At 69.8% G+C, this 17,124-nt stretch carries 19 protein-coding genes; 7 read left to right on the top strand and 12 right to left on the bottom strand.

All coding sequences use genetic code 11. The features are described from left to right. Nucleotides 1-69: 69 nt before the first annotated feature. The 3 genes from OG558_RS21020 to OG558_RS21030 all read right to left on the bottom strand — a co-directional run bounded on the left by OG558_RS21020 (nucleotide 70) and on the right by OG558_RS21030 (nucleotide 2,183). On the bottom strand, nucleotides 70-939 hold the full coding sequence (locus OG558_RS21020) for an LLM class flavin-dependent oxidoreductase (RefSeq protein WP_405071762.1): 870 nt from the start codon (nucleotides 937-939) through the stop codon (nucleotides 70-72). A 70-nt stretch (nucleotides 940-1,009) separates the two neighbouring features. Then, nucleotides 1,010-1,735 carry a phosphatase PAP2 family protein gene (locus OG558_RS21025; RefSeq protein WP_405071763.1) on the bottom strand — a complete coding sequence of 242 codons (726 nt, stop codon included), beginning with the start codon at nucleotides 1,733-1,735 and terminating at the stop codon, nucleotides 1,010-1,012. A 7-nt stretch (nucleotides 1,736-1,742) separates the two neighbouring features. Further along, on the bottom strand, nucleotides 1,743-2,183 hold the full coding sequence (locus tag OG558_RS21030; protein ID WP_405071764.1) for a GNAT family N-acetyltransferase: 441 nt from the start codon (nucleotides 2,181-2,183) through the stop codon (nucleotides 1,743-1,745). A gap of 25 nt (nucleotides 2,184-2,208) precedes the next feature. Here OG558_RS21030 and OG558_RS21035 point away from each other — a divergent pair, with 25 nt between their 5' ends. Beyond that, the gene (locus OG558_RS21035) at nucleotides 2,209-2,847 is read left to right on the top strand and encodes a hypothetical protein (protein WP_405071765.1); all 639 of its coding nucleotides are present in this window, start codon (nucleotides 2,209-2,211) and stop codon (nucleotides 2,845-2,847) included. Between the two features lie 176 nt (nucleotides 2,848-3,023). Here OG558_RS21035 and OG558_RS21040 read toward each other — a convergent pair whose 3' ends face one another. The 3 genes from OG558_RS21040 to OG558_RS21050 all read right to left on the bottom strand — a co-directional run bounded on the left by OG558_RS21040 (nucleotide 3,024) and on the right by OG558_RS21050 (nucleotide 4,946). Then, nucleotides 3,024-3,713, bottom strand: coding sequence for a 2OG-Fe(II) oxygenase (locus OG558_RS21040; protein WP_405071766.1), 690 nt, complete (start codon nucleotides 3,711-3,713; stop codon nucleotides 3,024-3,026). A gap of 84 nt (nucleotides 3,714-3,797) precedes the next feature. Then, nucleotides 3,798-4,427 (bottom strand): HAD family hydrolase, encoded by a 630-nt coding sequence (locus OG558_RS21045; RefSeq protein ID WP_405071767.1) that lies wholly within the window; start codon nucleotides 4,425-4,427, stop codon nucleotides 3,798-3,800. Continuing rightward, complete coding sequence (locus tag OG558_RS21050) at nucleotides 4,428-4,946, bottom strand: dihydrofolate reductase family protein (protein ID WP_405071768.1); 519 nt, start codon at nucleotides 4,944-4,946, stop codon at nucleotides 4,428-4,430. Nucleotides 4,947-5,040: 94 nt separating this feature from the next. Here OG558_RS21050 and OG558_RS21055 point away from each other — a divergent pair, with 94 nt between their 5' ends. Next, entirely contained in the window at nucleotides 5,041-5,937 is an 897-nt protein-coding gene (locus tag OG558_RS21055; protein WP_405071769.1) for a LysR family transcriptional regulator, read from the top strand. Further along, on the top strand, nucleotides 5,922-6,587 hold the full coding sequence (locus tag OG558_RS21060; protein ID WP_329474629.1) for a hypothetical protein: 666 nt from the start codon (nucleotides 5,922-5,924) through the stop codon (nucleotides 6,585-6,587). Before OG558_RS21055 ends, OG558_RS21060 begins: the two co-directional genes overlap by 16 nt. 29 nt (nucleotides 6,588-6,616) lie before the next feature. Here OG558_RS21060 and OG558_RS21065 read toward each other — a convergent pair whose 3' ends face one another. The 3 genes from OG558_RS21065 to OG558_RS21075 are packed head-to-tail and all read right to left on the bottom strand — an operon-like array spanning nucleotide 6,617 to nucleotide 8,684. Beyond that, complete coding sequence (locus OG558_RS21065) at nucleotides 6,617-7,573, bottom strand: alpha/beta hydrolase (RefSeq protein ID WP_405071770.1); 957 nt, start codon at nucleotides 7,571-7,573, stop codon at nucleotides 6,617-6,619. Then, complete coding sequence (locus tag OG558_RS21070; RefSeq protein ID WP_405071771.1) at nucleotides 7,570-8,103, bottom strand: hypothetical protein; 534 nt, start codon at nucleotides 8,101-8,103, stop codon at nucleotides 7,570-7,572. Before OG558_RS21070 ends, OG558_RS21065 begins: the two co-directional genes overlap by 4 nt. Before the next feature lie 53 nt (nucleotides 8,104-8,156). Continuing rightward, complete coding sequence (locus tag OG558_RS21075; protein WP_405071772.1) at nucleotides 8,157-8,684, bottom strand: CGNR zinc finger domain-containing protein; 528 nt, start codon at nucleotides 8,682-8,684, stop codon at nucleotides 8,157-8,159. Between the two features lie 55 nt (nucleotides 8,685-8,739). On the opposite strand from OG558_RS21075, the gene OG558_RS21080 reads away from it, so the two are divergent. Beyond that, nucleotides 8,740-9,654, top strand: coding sequence for a 2-dehydropantoate 2-reductase (locus OG558_RS21080; protein WP_405071773.1), 915 nt, complete (start codon nucleotides 8,740-8,742; stop codon nucleotides 9,652-9,654). On the opposite strand, the gene OG558_RS21085 is transcribed toward OG558_RS21080, so the two are convergent. Then, on the bottom strand, nucleotides 9,648-10,268 hold the full coding sequence (locus tag OG558_RS21085; RefSeq protein ID WP_405071774.1) for a hypothetical protein: 621 nt from the start codon (nucleotides 10,266-10,268) through the stop codon (nucleotides 9,648-9,650). The two genes, OG558_RS21080 and OG558_RS21085, sit on opposite strands and share 7 nt — an antisense overlap. Nucleotides 10,269-10,410: 142 nt before the next feature. Between OG558_RS21085 and OG558_RS21090 the strand changes: the two genes are divergently transcribed. Together OG558_RS21090 and OG558_RS21095 are read left to right on the top strand one after the other, a co-directional pair. After that, nucleotides 10,411-12,372 carry a histidine kinase gene (locus OG558_RS21090; protein WP_405071775.1) on the top strand — a complete coding sequence of 654 codons (1,962 nt, stop codon included), beginning with the start codon at nucleotides 10,411-10,413 and terminating at the stop codon, nucleotides 12,370-12,372. Beyond that, the gene (locus tag OG558_RS21095) at nucleotides 12,360-13,019 is read left to right on the top strand and encodes a LuxR C-terminal-related transcriptional regulator (RefSeq protein WP_405071776.1); all 660 of its coding nucleotides are present in this window, start codon (nucleotides 12,360-12,362) and stop codon (nucleotides 13,017-13,019) included. The genes OG558_RS21090 and OG558_RS21095 overlap by 13 nt, the downstream gene beginning before the upstream one ends. Nucleotides 13,020-13,461: 442 nt before the next feature. Here OG558_RS21095 and OG558_RS21100 read toward each other — a convergent pair whose 3' ends face one another. Beyond that, entirely contained in the window at nucleotides 13,462-13,887 is a 426-nt protein-coding gene (locus OG558_RS21100) for a MarR family transcriptional regulator (protein WP_329474636.1), read from the bottom strand. A gap of 88 nt (nucleotides 13,888-13,975) precedes the next feature. Here OG558_RS21100 and OG558_RS21105 point away from each other — a divergent pair, with 88 nt between their 5' ends. Continuing rightward, nucleotides 13,976-15,868 (top strand): ABC transporter ATP-binding protein, encoded by a 1,893-nt coding sequence (locus tag OG558_RS21105; RefSeq protein WP_405071777.1) that lies wholly within the window; start codon nucleotides 13,976-13,978, stop codon nucleotides 15,866-15,868. Here the strand turns inward: OG558_RS21105 and OG558_RS21110 are convergent. Beyond that, entirely contained in the window at nucleotides 15,865-17,112 is a 1,248-nt protein-coding gene (locus OG558_RS21110) for an ROK family protein (RefSeq protein ID WP_405071778.1), read from the bottom strand. The two genes, OG558_RS21105 and OG558_RS21110, sit on opposite strands and share 4 nt — an antisense overlap. Between the last annotated feature and the right edge of the window lie 12 nt (nucleotides 17,113-17,124).

Here is a 17,124-nt window from a genome sequence, read left to right on the forward strand (position 1 = left end):
CAGCTCCTGATGGTTGAGGTAGACGACGATCTGCCAGTCGCAGGCCCGGCGTGATCGAGTCCCGGTCGGTCATCCGAGGCTGGGCGGGCCCTGCTCGATGCGGCGGAGGACCGGCTCCAGGCGGTAGAAGTCGGTGCCGATGATCAGCTGGCGTTCGTCCCACCAGGTCGCGCCGGCTTCCGCGAGCGGCTCGATCAGAGCCCGGGCCTTCGCGGAATCGCCCGGACTGATGCCGCCGACGATCACGTCGTACGGCGTACTCCGGTCACCACCCTGGTCACGGAGGAAGCCGACGAGGTCACGCAGCTCGTCGACCGGCGGAGCCTCGCCGTGGTTGGCGTTCTGGAACAGCGGTACGGCGCCGTCCCACCGCGCGGCCCGGCGCATCGGTGCCTTCCGCGGCCAGTAGCCCGCGATCCACACCGGCGGCCGCGGCCGCTGAACCGTTGCCGGCAGCAATGTCACGTCGTCGACCCGGTAGTGCTTGCCGGCGTGGTTCACGGTCTCACCGGACCAGTACGCCGCCAGCAGGTCGAGCCCCTCGTCGAGCTTCTCGGCCAGCACCTTCGGATCGGTCACGTCGCCGAAGCTGCCGAACTCGTCCGCGATCGGCCCACCGAGCCCCGCGCTGAAGATGACCCGTCCACCGCTGAGGGCATCCAGCGTCGCCACCTGGCGCGCCAGCTGCTCCGGCCGCCGCCGCGCGACCGGCGTCACCAACGGCCCCACCGTGATCCGCGACGACGCCAGCGCGGCCGCGGTCAGCAACATCCACGGATCGCCGAACGCCTGCCCCCGCCGCTGCTCCTTGCTGTGCACCACGTGATCCCACACGAACAGCCCGTCCCACCCCGCCTCCTCAGCCGAGGCAGCCACCCGCGCGACCGTACGAGCGTCAGCGAAGTCCCCGAAGTTCGGCACATTGATCGAAAAGCGCACCCCAGCATCCTCACCCATCGCGCTGGGCCCGGGCAATCGACTTGCCACCGCAGGAGCCGGACGACTGCGGTCAGTGCGGGGGTGAACCTTCCGCCGCGGGCGCAGGCCCGTCGCGGCGTTGGTCGAGACGGTTGCGGATGAAGGCGGCGGCGTTCAGGACGATCACCAGCCAGACGATCGCGACGGTCCAGCCGGCGACTACGTCGGTGGCCCAGTGGTAGCCGAGGTAGACACGGCTCAGGCCGATGCCGATGCTTATCACCACCGCGACCCCGAGAACGGCGGTCCGGGTCCGGCGCGAGTCGATTCTCTCGCACACCAGCGCGGCCAGGGTGAGGTAGAAGACCGTCGAGTTCAGGGTGTGGCCGGACGGGAACGCGAACGTCTCGGTGACAGGACCCAGGACGAGCGCGGCATCGGGTCGCGCACGCCCGATCAGCGCCTTCAACACACTCGTCAAGACTGTCGAGCCGATCATCGCGAGGACCAGCACGGCCGGGGCTCGCAATGATCGGGTCCAGCGCCACAGGACCAGCGCCGCGACAACTGTCAGGGGAATGAGGACCGCCGCGCTGCCGATGAAGGTCAACGTGCGGGCGATCGCGGTGAGGACCGTCGTCCGGTGTGACACGGCATCTGCCGTCAGCTCGGGATCGAACGCCGCCAACCCGTCGGATTCGGTCGCCGCGTCGGCCAGGACGATCAGCCCGAGCGTCCCGGCCACGACCACGACCGCGCTCGCGGCGAGCACGCCGTACCGGTGTCCGGTCTCGCTGGTCCTGCCGCTTGACGTCATTTCACACTCAGGCGAGGTGGAGTTCGATGAACGGGACCGTATCGCCGGGGAGGAGGTAGCTCTCGACCTCGGTGAAGCCGTGGGCCTTGGCGAACCGCACGCCATCCTCGTTGGTGGCGAGGATGTGGGTCTCGACGCCCTTCCCGCCGAGCTCTTGGCCCTTCGCGAGACAGTGCTGGTAGAGCGTCTCGCCGTACCCCTTCCGCCGGTGCTCGGGCAGGATGCGGGCGATCACCGTGACCGCCTCGGTCTCCTCCGAGGGCGGCCGCACGGTCGAGCAGCCGACCAGTACGTCGCCGGCGTACGCGACCTCGAGCACGTTGCGGGTGGCGCGCTCGCGGATGTCGTCCACCGACAGCGGCGCGGTCGGGATGATCTCGTTGTGCACCCGCTGCCAGTCCAGCACCGTCGCGTCGTCCGTCACCGGCACGATCCGAAGTTCAGTCACTTCCCCAGCGTAGTAGCGTCCGGGTGTGCGGATTCTCTTTGTCGGTAACAGCTTCACGGCCCGGAACAATCTGCCCGGCCTGCTCAAGGGTCTGGCCGGCGCCCGGGGGATCGATCTCGAGCACAAGCTGATCTCGGCCGGCGGTGCGTCCCTGCGCCAGCACCTCAACGCCGGGAAGGCCCTCGAGGCGATCGCGACCGGCGACTTCGACACCGTCGTACTGCAGGAGCAGAGCACGCTCCCGATCAAGAGCCCGGCGCGCTTCCGGGACAGCGCCCGCGACTTCCACGCCGCGATCTCGGCCGCCGGCCTCCGGACCGCCCTCTACCAGACCTGGGCGAGGCGGAACGCCCCGGAGACCCAACAGGCCCTCACCGACGCGTACGCCGCTAGCGCGGTGGAGCTGGGTGCGACGCTCGTACCGGTCGGGATGGTCTGGGAACGCTTCCTGGCGCAGTACGACGAACCCGTCCTCCACGACGCGGACAACAGTCACCCCGCGCTCGCCGGCAGCTACCTCGCGGCCTGCGTCTTCCTCATCGCCTTACTGAACGAGGACCCAGTCGGCACCGACGTACCAGTCAAGGGCCTGCCTGCTGACACCGCAGCCCTCCTCCGCCGATCCGCCTGGAACATCTGCGAACAACTGGCCTCCGCCGAGTAGAAGGACACCGCCTTCGCAGCGTCAAGCAAGGTTGGGGGAATCCGGAGTGCCACCCACCCCGAAGCCGGCCCGGCGGCCAGATCAGGGGTTCACCCCTGATCTGGACCCTTCACCACGGGGATGCGGTAGGTAGAAGGGTGCATCTGCGAGGTTCTCCCCTGAAGTTGCCCCACCGGCTACTTCGCGTCGTGGAAGACGAGGCCGAGGGTGTGGCGGTGGCCGGTGCGGATGGTCGAGACGCCGTGGCGGACGGGGGAGGCGGACCAGCCTCGGGTTGAGGGGACGGGGCGGTCTCGGGTGGTGAAGACGAGGCCGTGGCCCTGGGGGATGAGGGTGGAGGTGCCGCGGGACTGGGCTCGGGGGCGTTGTTCGACCAGCAGGAATTCGCCGCCGGTGTGGTCGACGCCGGGGTCGTTGAGGTTGATCACGACCTGGAGTGGGAACACCTTGTCGCCATACAGGTCCCGATGGAGTGCGTTCCAGTCGCCCGCGCCGTACCGCAGGAGAATCGGCGTGGGACGTGTCTGGCCGGCACGGTGACACATCTCGAGCCACTCGTCGAGCGTGTCCGGCCACTCCGCGTCGCGGCCGAGCTTGGCGTACCAATCGCGTGCTATCGGCAACAATCGTGGGTAGAGCGCCTGCCGCAACGCCTCGATCGCCTCGGGGAACGGACGATCGAAGTACCGGTACTGTCCCTCGCCGAAGCGATGCCGGGCCATGTCGATCGTGGCCCGGAACCGGCTCACGTCGTCATAGAGCCGGGCGATGCCGGCCGCCTCGGCGGGCGTGAGCAGCCGGGGCAGCAGCGCGCACCCGAGATCGTTCACCTCGGCGGTCACGGCGTCCCAGTCGGCTTTCGCCACTCGCTGCGCGTATCTGTCCATACCCAGGGAACGCGCCAGACCCCAACTCTGTGAGTCCAACCCAGGCGACCTACCGCCACCGCATCAGCCGTCCGCGAGCAGAAGCTTGAGCAGCTCCGGCATGTTGCGGGCACCGGCCACATCGAGGTCGGGAGCCGGATTGGCGGCGGTGTCCTCGCTGTGGAAGAGAACAGGGCACAAACCCGCGGCCCGGGCTGCGGCCAGGTTGGTCGGCCGGTCGTCGACCATGACCGTGTGAGCCGGGTCGAGGCCGGGGTGCGCCAGTACGGCGTCGTACGCGGCCGCGTCGGGTTTGCGGGCACCGATCTCGGCGCTGACGTACCAGTGGTCGACGTACGGCTCGAGGCCGAAGCGTCGCCGGAGGTGGGCGGACCATGGCCCGGCATCGTTCGTGAGCACCAACACCGTGACACCGGCTTCGTGGAGACCCCGCAGCATGTCGACTGTGCCAACCGTCAACTGATGGTTGCGGCAGTAGTCGCTGTCGGACGCTGTCCGGCCGACGCCCACCGCCGCCCAGAACTCGTCTGTGGACAGTTGGCCGAGGGTGCAACGGCGGTACACGTCGCGGATCTCGGCCTCGGTGCGCGGGCAGTCGTGCCGGTGGAGGTACGGGATGAGGACGCCGCTCACCACGTTGCCGTGCCGGTACAGGACGCCCATGGCATCGAGGACGACGAAGCGCTGGACCATCTACTTGATGACCTCGAAGCGGAAGTTGGTGCGTTCGGTGGTCAGGACTTTGAGGTTGGTCGGTTCGACGCCGGGGCTGTCGTAGAAACGGACGCCTTCGCCGAGGAGGACGGGGACGATGTGCAGGACGATCTCGTCGACCAGGCCGGCGTCCAGGGTCAGGCGGGGGACGGCTCCGCCGGTGACGACCAGGTTCTTGCCGTCGGCGGCTTTCAGGCCGTTGGCGATGACGTCGCGGATGTCGCCGGAGACGTAGGTGAACTCCGGGACCGGATTGGTCGCCGCGTCCTTGTGGGTGTAGATCAGGACCGGGCCCGTCCACACACCGCCGTACGGTCGGTTGTCGCCGACCGCGTCGACGAGTCGCCCGCCGCACAGGAACGCGCCCGTGGTCCGGATGACCTCGGCCGCCAGTTCGGACGGCTCGTTCACGCCGAAGCTCCAGTCCAGCTTGTCGTCCCGGTCGCCGATGAAGCCGTCGAGGGACATCGTCATGTGCCAGACAACCTTGCCGGTCATGCTGTTCTCCTCTCGTTCGACCACCACCCTGCCGGTCCGGAAGTGCATGCGTCTAATGCCAATCTCGGCTCGAACGCATAGATACCATCGATCCATGCTCGATCTCGTCCGGCTGCGCGTGCTGGCCGCGGTCGCCGCCCACGGTTCGGTGACCGCGGCGGCCGAGGCCTTGCACTACACCCAGCCCACCGTCAGTCATCACCTCGCCCGGCTGGAGGCCGCGACCGGCGCGAAGCTGGTCCAGCGGGTCGGCCGTGGCATCCGGCTCACGCCCGAAGGCGAGGTGCTCGCGCGTCGGGCGGCCGAGATCGTCGGCCGCGTCGATGCGGCCGACGCGGAGCTCGCCTCGTTGGTCGGTCTGCAGTCCGGGCGCGTCCGGGTCGGGGCGTTCTCCTCAGCGCTCAGCGTCCTGGTGCCGCCGGCCGCCGCTGAGTTGCGCCGCGAGCATCCGAACCTCGAGCTCGAGTTGGCCGACGCCCACCCGGTCGTCGCGGCACGACAGCTGCGCGCGGGCGACATCGACCTTGCGATCTTGTTTCGGTACGACGACGACGTCCCGGACGACGGGCTTCGGTACACCTATCTCCTCGACGATCCCGTGCAGCTATTGAGTCGCCGTACGGGAGAGACCCTCACCGACCACCGGGACTCGGATTGGATCGCGGGGTGCGTGAACTGCCGGCAGGAACTGCTCCAGCACTGCGCGGACGCCGGGTTCACGCCGCGCATCGCCTACACCAGCGACGACATCATCGTGAAGCAGGCCTTCGTCGCGGCTGGTCTCGGAGTCACCACGATGCCGGGTCTGGCGCTGCGCTCACACCATCTGGACGGAGTGCAGGCGACCGAGCTGTCCGTCGTACGCCGGATCTACCTCGCGACGTACGGCGACCCACCGGACCCGCCGGCCACCACGGCCTTCGTCGAGGCGTTGCAGGGCGTGTTGAGATCCGGTGCAATGGGCACTAGGTCCGCATGCGGGAGCGCCTAGCATCGCGTTACGACCGGATCTGGCGAGCGGCCGTCGTGCTGCTGGCCACGATCGGGCTGGCCTCGGCGATCGTGTTCGTCGGCCTGTCGACCAACCTGGTGGCCTTCCTGGTCGCGGCCGCGGTGGCCGGGGCGGCCGCTCTGCAGGTCGGCCTCGCGCGGGAGTTGCCGTCGGCGGATTTGATCCGATCGACACCTCGCTTGGCCGTTCTCGGCGGTCTGCTGGTGCTGGCGATCTGTGGGTTCGCCGCGGCGGTGGGCCTGGAGACGCTGGTCCTGGTCGGGCTGATCATCACCTTGTCGCCGCCGGTGCTCGCCCGGCTGCGGCCTGCCGCCCGCCAGCCGGCCGAGCCGAAGCGTCAGTCGCAGGACGTGCCCCCACCACCGCTACCCACACCTCGATATCTGTCGGCGGTGGCGCGCAGCCTGTGCGAGCTGAGTGACGAGGAGATCTGCCTGGCGTGGCGGCGGAGCTTCACCCGGCTGCAGAGTTCCTCGACGGCCGACCACCGGTCCGCGATGGCCGACGTCCGCCGCGCGTACCTCGACGAGCTCGAGCGACGCAGTCCAGACGCGTTCGCCGCCTGGATCCAGTCCGGGGCCAGAGCCGCCGGCGATCCGGCCAAGTTCTTCATCCCGCACACCAGCTGAGGTGGGGCGCTCGCCCTGGCGGCCCGGCCTCATGGGCGGGGTCCGTTGAACGTCGTCCGCAGGTCGGCGCCGATCAGCTCGACCGCGTGCCGCCCGGCCGACAGGGCCGCGGGAAAGTTGAGGAACGCGTGCATCGTGTCCGCGTACTCGACCAGCCGCGCCGGTACGCCGTCCTGCCCGAGCCGGTTCGCATAGGTGCGCGCATCGTCACGCAGCGGATCACGTCCGGCGGCGAGGACGAGTGCGGGCGGCAGGGCGGCGACCGTGGCTGCCCGTAGCGGTACGGCCGCGGCGGGGAGGTCGCCGTCGGGGAAGTACTGCGTCGAGGACCAACCACCCGGGGCGATGCTCAGGAATGTGCCGTCGAACGACCGGTACGACTCGGTGTCCTGGTCCAGGTCGAGGGATGGGTAGCAGAGGATCTGCCGGTCGGGGAGCGGAGTGCCCTCGTCGCGCGCGAGCAGGCAGGCGCCGGCGGCGAGTGCGGCGCCCGCACTCTGACCGCCGACCGCGATCCTGCCGTCACCTTTGAGCTCAGCTGTGTACTCGCGGAGCCAGTCGAGACTGTCGCGAACGTCGTGAAGCCCTGCTGGATAAGGGTTCTCGGGCGCCAGCCGATAGTTGAGCGAGACAACGATAACGTTGCCTGCGACAGCGATTCCCGAGGTCGCGTACTCGATGTCGCGAAGATCTCCACCGATGAAACCGCCACCATGCAACCAGAGCACAACTGGCCGTGGACCGGAGGTGAGCGGACGATAGACGCGCGCCTCGAGGCGGCGGTCCGGCAAGGTGATGGTGAGGTCTTCGGGGTGAGTCCGCGGATCGCACTCGCCGGCCAGCTCCGGGTCCGGGAGCTCCTCGCGATCGAGTAACAGGGCCTGATAGGGGTCGAGGTCGGGGCCTCCGGGCTGGTTCGCGAAGAATTTCAGCAGCTGGTCGGTCTCGGCCGCGAACTGCGGGCTGTCGACGATCTCGGCCGTCATGCGGAGACCGGCGCCGGCTGGAGGTGGCGGGCGGCGTGGCCGAACACGATGCCGTCGGGCGGAGTGGAGGCGTACTCGGCCAGCGCGCCGACGCCGCCGTCGAACCCGCCGCCCGTCGACGGGTCCGACCACGACTTCTCGTCGTACTGCTCGATCTCGGCGACGAGTGCCGCGCCGACGCTGTCGAAGCGGTGCCGGAGCAGGTCGGACGGGATGTGGCGACCGGCCTCGACGCCGCCGACGTTGAGAGCGCTGCCGATCTCGGCCGTCTCCCAGCGCGGGTCGATGCTCCAGTGCAGGCGACCGGCGTTGGCGTCCCGGAGTACGGCGAGGGTGATCTCGTCCCACATCAGGATGTGCGCGACCAGGTCGTGCAACGAGTCGCAGAAGTGGCCGAGCGGGCCGGCCGTCACCCGGTACGGCGCTCGCAGTTCGGCCTCGGTCCGTCCGTCGATGCGGGTCAGCAGGAGCTCCTGGTCGGTTCGGAGCAGCTGTGCCGCCTCGACCGGAGAAGTCTTCGGTGTACGCATGCGCCCACTGAACCATGCCGCGGGTCGTCTACCGGTTGGACTGCAGAATGTCGTCAATCCACCCGAGCCGCGCGATAGTGCGCCATCTTCGCGCGGGCGCCGCAGGTGTTCATCGAGCACCAGCGCCGCCGGCCGGCCCGGCTCTCGTCGACGAACAGCAGGGAGCAGTCGTCGGCGGCGCAGGCGCGGATCCGGTCTGCGAGAGGCCCGGTCAGGAGGTCGACCGCGTCCCGCGCGAGCACGCTGAGGAGGCCGGCGGCGTCTGTCGTGGTGCTCTCGGCTCGAAGGTCGCGGGTGAGGCGGGGGCCGGGGAGCGGGCGGGCGCTGCAGTGGTTGACCAGGTCGACGTCCGCGGCGAGCGTCGTACCGGTGAAGAGGCGGTAGAGGGCTTCGCGGAGTGCGAGGGCCCGGGTGAACGTGCGGGGCGAGACCGCGACGGGGTGATCGGCGAGGCCGGCGGCGTGGAACCAGCGGCCCAGGTCGGAAGCTCCCGGGACTCGCTCGAACGGGGTCTGCCGGCGCTTGCCGAGGGTCGCGGTGAAGTCGACCGACGGCCGGCCGCCCACCCAGGTGAAGCTCATGCGACTTAGTCTATCATCGGTGTTACCAGATAAACCGGTAACCGAGGAGTGGGTTGTGAAGATCGCGATCGTCGGAGCGGGTGGCGTCGGTGGGTACTTCGGTGCCCGGCTGGCCGCGGCCGGGCAGGACGTCGGTTTTGTTGCGCGCGGCAAGCACCTGGAGGCGCTGCGGTCCCAGGGGCTGGTGGTGCGGAGTCCGGCCGGTGACCTGGAGCTCTCGCCGGTGCGAGCCACCGCCGACCCGGCCGAGCTCGGTGAGGCCGACTATGTGCTCGTCTGTGTGAAGACCTGGCAACTGCCCGAGGTGATCACCACGATCGGTCCGCTGGTCGGCGATGCGACGCCGATCGTCACGGTCCAGAACGGTGTTGAGGCGCCGGACCAGGTGGCTGCGGTCTACGGCCGCGCCGCGGTCCTGCCGGGTGCCGCGGAGGTGATCGCGTACGTCGATGGTCCGGGGATCATCCGCCACCTCGGCAACGGCAAGCTGACCTTCGGCGAGTGGGACAACCAGCCGACACCCCGCTCCGAGCGGCTGCGCGACGCCTTCGTCGACGCCGGCCTCCAAGCGACCGTCCCTGACGATATCTGGGCCGGCCTGTGGACCAAGTTCCTGTCCGTCGTTCCGAGCGGCGGCCTCGGTACGGCGACCGGAGCCGGGTACGGCGTCCTCCGCACGCGACCCGGCACCCGCCGGCTCCTCACCGAGGCAACCACCGAGATCCGCGACGTGGCCCTGGCACGCGGCATCGCTCTCGCGGCGGACGTCGTACCCAGAACCCTTGCCTGGATCGACCAGCTGCCGGCTGACGGCACCACGTCTCTTCAACGGGACCTGATCGCCGGCCGGCCCTCCGAGCTGGAGGCGTGGACCGGAGCGGTAGTCCGCCTTGGACGCGAGTCCGGGGTCCCCACTCCGGTCAACACTTTCCTCTACGAACTGGCCGCCGCGCGGACCACCCCTCAGTGATCGATGCGGGCCCGGAGCTGAGGTTCGGAGGAGACGGTCGACTGGTGTGGGTAGACGGCTGCGAACAGGACGCACAGCGTGACGCCGTAGATAGCGACGCCCAGTGCGATGGCGCTGGTCATGCTCACGCCGATCAACAGGAAGGACCAGATGCCAGCGGCCAGCGGCGCGTAACGACGCCACCCCGTCCAGTCATCTGAGCGCAGCACCGCCACGCCGGCGACGAGCAACCCGACCGCGGTGAGCGCGACCCCGAGGCCGAACACCGGGCCGACGATCTGCGGGCCGGTGTCGTCCAGCCGCTGGCCGGCGATCGGGATCGATGCGAGCTCCGCGACGAGGAGGACAAAGGTCCCCGCCACCGCGAGCATCGCGCCGATCCGGCCGCCGCGGCTCCCCATCGCGCGAACCACGGCGAGCATGCCGAGGAGAACGAGCAGGTGGAACCCGGCGTACAGGATGGAGACCGGAACGATGGCGTCGCTGCTCCAGGGGTAGCTCCACATCGTGTCGGAGACGTCGGAGGCCGGCTTGACCAGCACCTCCACGGCGATGCCGGACAGGGTCGTCAGGACGGCGCCGACGAGACCGATGACTGCGAGTTTGCGGTTCATGATTCCCACCTTTCGAAGTGTGCTTCGACGCTAGGTTTCGGCGGTTGCCCGGCGCATCGGCGTCAGTACGCCGATCGGCGCGCGAAACCGCGTCAGTGCCAGCACTGTTGGCGGGATCGTCCGGCGCTGCCACGATGGTGGCGTGCGTGGGCGCCGGCCGTTACCGGCTGTGTTGTTCGGAGTGACCGTGGTCGCGGAGATCGCCGCGATCGCCCTGTCGTGGCGGCTCGAACCCGTCTACGACACGCTGCTGTACGCGGCGATCGGTGTGACCACCGTCGGCGCGGGAGCGTTGATCGCCCGGCGGCATCCGGAGAACGCGATCGGCTGGCTGTTCTGCGGCTTCGGACTGCTCAACGCACTCGCCGCGGACCTGGCCCAGGGCTGGGGACTCCGGGCCGCCGCCGAAGGCTGGGCCGGCGGTCCGGTCGGCGAGGGGATCTCCGCTGTCAGCTGGTTGCCGAGCGGCTTCGGCTGGACACTCACCTTCCTGCTCTTCCCGACCGGCCAGCTGCCGAGCCGGCGCTGGCGTCCGCTGCCGTGGATCGCCGCGGCCGGTCTGGTGCTCAGCATGGTCGCCTGGTCGCTGAGTCCAGCCAGGGGCCGGGACTTCAGTAGTGGCCACAACCCGTGGGCGGTCGAGTCGCTGCCGACCGGTGCCCTTCTCGCCATCGGAATGCCGCTGTTCCTCGGCGCGCTGATCGGCGCGGTCGTCTCACTTGCCGTCCGCTTCCGGCGCTCGACCGGCCTGGAACGCCAGCAACTCAAGTGGTTCGTGCTCGCCGCGTCCGTCGCCGGCGTGGCTCTGCCGACGGCCTTCCTGCTCTGGTACGTCACCCCCTTGGCCGGCGTCATCGCCGCCCTCGCACTCTCGGGCCTGCCGCTCGCCGCCGGTGCCGCGATCCTGCGCTACCGGCTCTACGACATCGATCTGTTCATCAGCCGGACCGTCGCGTACGCGGGCCTGACGGTCTTGCTGATTTCGGCGTACGCCGTCGTGACCGTTGCCCTGGGCGCCTTTCTCGGCCGGGGCTCGGCCTGGACCACAGCCATCGCGACGCTGGTGTGCGCCGTGCTGTTCCGCCCGTTGCGCGGCCGGATCCAGGACGCCGTCGACCGCCGCTTCAACCGGGCCCGGTACGACGCCCTGCAGCGGATGGCCGGCTTCCTCGAAGACGTCCGCTCGGGCCGCCGCGCACCGGAGGACGTCGAAGCCGTCCTGCGCGAGATCCTCGGCGACCCCGGTCTCGACCTCCTCGTCTTCCTGCCGGAGAGCCGCCGGTACGTCGACCTGGCCGGCACGACCCGCGCCGACGCCGACGGCCGGCACCGGATCGCGATCGAACGCGGCGACCAGCCGATCGGCGTGGTTCTGTACGACGGCACCGGCGGGATCGGCCCGGACCTGCTGCGCCGGGTTGTCGAGGACGGTGGTCTCGCCGTAGAGGTCGCGCGGCTGCGCGCCGAGCTCAACGTCCAACTCGTGGAGGTGAAGGCCTCCCGGGCCCGGATCGTTGCCGCCGGGCACGCGGAACGCCGCCGGATCGAACGCGATCTGCACGACGGCGCCCAGCAGCGGCTGGTGTCTATCGGCCTCGCGCTCCGCCACGCGCAGCACCAACTCGGAGCGGCGCCACCCGCGGACGTCCGGGTCACGCTGGACGGCGCGGTCGCCGAGGCGACCGTGGCGATCGGTGAGCTCCGCGAGTTGGCTCGCGGTCTGCCGCCCGCGCAACTGGATGCCGGTCTCGCCCCCGCCTGTCAGGAACTCGCGCGTCGTGCTCCGCTGCCGGTGTCGGTGCGGATGCCCGACCAGCGTTTCGACACCGGCATCGAGGCCGCGGCGTACTTCATCTGCTGTGAAGGTCTCACCAACGCGGTCAAGCATGCCAACGCCACGCGCGTCGATCTGATCGCCGACCAGGACCTCGAGCGGCTGGTCGTGCGCGTGGTCGACGACGGCGTGGGTGGAGCCGCGGCCCGTCGCGGCACCGGGCTCACCGGCCTGGCCGATCGGGTCGCGGCGCTCGGCGGCACCTTCCACATCCAGAGCCGGCCCGGCACCGGTACGACGCTCGTCGCGGAGCTGCCATGCGGGTCGTGATCGCCGAGGATCAGGTCCTGCTCCGCGAAGGGCTGAAGATGCTCTTCGTCGACGGCGGGCACGAGGTGGTGGCGACCTTCGGCGACACGGACGGGCTGCTCGCGGCGGTCACGTCGTACCGGCCGGATCTGGTCGTGGCGGACATCCGGATGCCGCCCGGCTTCGGCGACGAGGGTGCCCGGGCGGCTCAGGCGGTGAAGAGTGCGCACCCGGAGATCGGCGTACTGCTGCTGTCCCAGCACATCGAGACCCATCACGTGGTCGAGCTCGTGTCGCTCGGTGGGTTCGGGTATCTACTGAAGGATCGGGTGCTCGATGTCGGCGAGTTCCTGGCCGCGGCCGAGCGGGTCGCGCGGGGTGGGTCGGCGCTGGATCCGCAGGTGGTGGCCGGGTTGGTGGCGCGGCGTGGGGCTGGGGATCCGCTGGCCATGCTGACGGACCGCGAGCGCGACGTCCTCGAGCTGATGGCCGAAGGCCTGACGAACAGTGGCATCGCCAAGCGGCTCTACCTCAGCGAGCGAACGGTCGAGGCGCACGTCCGGCACGTGTTCACCAAGCTGTCGTTACCCGAGACCGAGGACGGTCACCGCCGGGTGCTCGCCGTACTGACTCACCTCAGCGCGGCTACCCCAGACCGAGGCCGGTGAGGACCCAGCGCTCGATGGCATATCCGGCTCTCTTGCCGGTTCGGTGGGTGTTTTCCGGTACCGTCGGCCGGTCCGCCAGGCCATCACAACGAGGCGCGCGCGACGCCGCCCCCGCAGGCGGTCGCAGCGGCTCGGTGACTGTGATGGCCTGGAAGTCCACGACACCCGGCCCCGAGACGGTGGCCGGTTTGGCGATGCCGGGCCACTGACCGGACCCGCACCACTCACCAAACAACGCGACGCCACAGGCGCCACGCTCAACCGCGAGCACCCGGCGGCCGACGGACCGGGTTGGTGAGTGCCCCACGTCCGCCCAGGTCGAGGCAGCCCTGTCCAGGCTGGGGAGGATCTCCCACCCGATCCGGGATCCCGATCCTCCCCACCCTGCGGCACCCGGCACAACGGGACCACCCACGGATATGTCAGTAGAGCCGGCTATCCCTCAGTCGTCGGTGAGGCGTTGGAGGAGGTGGATGAGGGTGGATTGTTCGGTGGGGGTGAGGCGGGTGAGTTGGGTGGCCATGGCTTCGCGGCGGTTGTGGCGGAGGGTGGTGAGGATCTGGGTGCCGGCCGGGGTGAGGGTGACGAGGGTGGCGCGGCGGTCGTTGGGATCGGGGTGACGGGCGACCAGGCCGGCGGCCTCGAGGTCGTCGACGACCGAGGTGGCCGAGCGGGGGACGATGCCGAGCTGCGCGGCCAGTTCGCTCAGGCGCAGGGCGCGGTCGGCGCGGTCGAGGGTGCGGAGGACGCGGAACTGGCCGTGGGTGACGCTCTCGCCGAGCCCTTCCCTGGACGCGCGCCGCTGCCGGCGGACGATGCCGTCGAGCAGGGCCGCGATCTGTTCCGCGGAGTCATCCGGAGCGTGCACGACCAGAGCCTAGTGGTTGAGGATCTTGTGAGGTTAGCTCATAGTGAGGTAAGCTCAGTATATCTGATCCCCGACCGAAAGTATCTGCATGTCACAGATCTCCGGACTCCCGGGTGGGGGAGGCGGTGGCGGTCGCGCGATGCGATCGCTGATGAAGGACTCCTCCGTCCGGCACCACAAGCTCACCGCGGGCACCCTCCGCCGCATCCTCGGCTTCGCCCGCCCCTACCGCGGCTACCTGGCCTTCTTCCTCGTCCTCGTCGCCCTCGACGCCGGCACCGGCGCCGTCACCCCCTTGCTGTTCCGCGCGATCATCGACGACGGCATCGTCCCGGGCCGCGCCGACGTGGTCGTGTGGCTGGCCCTCGTCGTCGCGCTGCTCGCGGTCGTCAACAGCGCGGTCACGCTGGGCGAGCGCTGGTTCTCCGCGCGGATCGGCGAAGGACTCGTCTACGACCTGCGCACCGCCGTGTTCGACCACGTGCAGCAGATGCCGGTCGCGTTCTTCAGCCGCACCCAGACCGGCGCGCTTATCCAGCGCCTGAACGGCGATGTCCTCGGCGCCCAGCAGGCCTTCACCTCGACCCTGTCGAACGTGGTCAGCAACGTGCTCAGCGTCACCCTCGTGCTCGGCGCGATGTTCGTGATGTCGTGGCAGATCACTCTGCTCGCGCTCGTGGTCCTGCCGCTGTTCGTGATCCCCGCCCGGCTGATGGCCGGGAAGTTGCGCGAGCTGACCGCCGAGACCTACAAGCTGAACGCGACCATGGCGCAGACGATGACCGAGCGCTTCAACGTCGCCGGCGCCGTCCTCGCCAAGGTCTTCGGCCGCACGCAGGACTCGTCGAAGGAGTTCGCCGGCAAGGCGGCCCGGGTCCGCGACATCGGCGTCACCACCGCGATGTACGCGAGTATCTTCCGCGTCTCGCTCACCCTGGTCGCCGCGCTGGCCGTTGCCCTCGTGTACGGCGTCGGCGGCGTGTTCGCGGTGGAGGGAACGCTCGGGATCGGCACGGTCGTCGCGCTCACGGCGTACCTCACCCGCCTGTACGGACCGCTCACCGCGCTGTCCAACATCCAGGTCGACGTGATGACGACGCTGGTCAGCTTCGAGCGGGTGCTCGAGGTGCTCGACCTCCCGCCGATGGTTGCCGACCGCAAGGACGCGAAGGAGCTGCCGGCCGACGCCGAGCCGTCGATCGAGTTCGACCACGTGTCGTTCCACTACCCGTCCGCCGAGGAGGTGTCGCTCGCCTCGCTGGAGTCGGTCGCGACCCTGTCGGCCGAGACCGGCGAGGACGTCCTCAAGGACGTCAGTTTCACCGTCGAGCCCGGACAGTTGGTCGCTGTCGTAGGCCCGTCCGGCGCCGGCAAGACGACGCTGTCGTCGCTGGTCTCCCGGATGTACGACGTGACCGGTGGCGCCGTACTCGTCGGCGGCCGCGATGTCCGCGAGGTCACCCAACGCTCCTTGCGAGATGTGATCGGCGTGGTCACGCAGGACTCGCATATGTACCACGACACGATCCGCTCCAACCTGCTGCTCGCCAACCCGGAAGCGACCGACGCCGAGCTGCACGAAGCACTCGTCGCCGCGCAGATCGCGACGCTGGTCGGCACCCTGCCCGATGGTCTCGACACCGTCGTCGGCGATCGCGGTTACCGGTTGTCCGGTGGCGAGCGTCAACGACTCGCAATCGCGCGGCTGTTGCTCAAGTCGCCGTCGATCGTGATCCTCGACGAGGCCACGGCGCACCTGGACTCCGAGTCCGAGGCCGCTGTCCAGGCAGCACTCGCCAACGCACTCGTCGGCCGTACGTCGCTCGTGATCGCGCACCGGTTGTCGACCGTCCGCAACGCCGACGTCATCCTCGTCCTGGACGAGGGCCGCATCCGCGAACGCGGCACCCACGAGGAACTCCTCGCCAAGGGCGGCCTGTACGCAGACCTCTACTCCACCCAGTTCGAGAAGGCAGCCTAAGCGGGCGACCGGAGCCGCCGGCGCGTGGTCGGGGCGCTCGCCGGGCTGGCGAGGCCCAGGGCGCCGAGGAACTGCTCGAGCGTGAACGCGGCCATCCCGAGGGCGACGGGGTTGCCCGCGACCCGCGAGGCCTCGACCGTCAGGCCCGGCAGCGAGCCGGGCAGGACGTGGTCGGGGAGTTCGGCGGTGACGGCGGGGATCAGCCACTCGCCCAGCGCGACCGTGGTCCAGCCCGTCAGGGTGATGTGAGGGATGTTGAGCAGGTTCACCAGATCACCGAGCCCCGCCGCGAGATAGTGCGCCGTACGGCGGGCCAGCTCCACCAGAGCCGGGTCGTCGCCGGCCAGACCGACCGCGACCGCTTCGACGAACCCGCGCTGCTGCGGCTGCTGGAGCGCGGGGTGATCCGGGTCGATCTCCGCCAGTGTCGTCTCGAGGCCGTGCACACCGAGATATGCCTCGACACATCCGCGCCGGCCGCAGCGGCACTGCCGGCCGTCGAGCTGGAGCAGCGTGTGTCCCCACTCGCCCGCGTTGTTGGCCGCGCCGCGCAGTAACGACCCGTCGATCGCGATGCCGGCGCCGACCCCGGTGCCGAGGTTGACCACGGCCATGCTCTTGGTCACCCGGCCGACGCCGAACCACATCTCCGACAGCGCGACCGCCTTCAGCGGGTTGTCGACGTACACAGGCATGCCGAGGCGTTCCTCGAGCAGGGCCTCGATCTTGACGTCGTGCCAGTCCCAGTTCGGCGCGAACACGGAGACGCCGGCGTCCGGCTGGACCTGGCCGGGCATGCTCACGCCGGCCCCGATGATCCGCTTGCGGTCGGTGCCGCTGGCCTCGACCGCCGCGTCGATGGCGCGGACGATGCCGTCGACGACGTACGCCTGGCCGTTCTGGTGCTCGTCGAGCGCGACCTCGCTCTGGCCGAGCGGGCCGAGGGTGACGTCGTACACGGTCGCGTCGACGTACGTCTCGGCCACGTCGATGCCGAGGATGCGGCCGCGGTCGGGGTCGATGGTGAGCCGCTCGTACGGGCGGCCGACGGTGTTCTGCTCGACGGTCGCGATCCGCAGCACGCCCTCGGCCAGGAACTGGGTCACCAGGGTGGCCACGGTCGCCGTGCTCAGGCCGGTGTGTTTGGCGATCTCCTGCCGGGTCGACGGCCCGAGGGTGAACAGTGCGTGCAGCACCTCGAACCGGCTCTCGTTGCGCAGGTCACGGGATGTCTGCCGCGGCACTCTGTCCCCCTT

The organism is Kribbella sp. NBC_01510 (genome assembly GCF_045040325.1).
Classification (GTDB): Bacteria; Actinomycetota; Actinomycetes; order Propionibacteriales; family Kribbellaceae; genus Kribbella.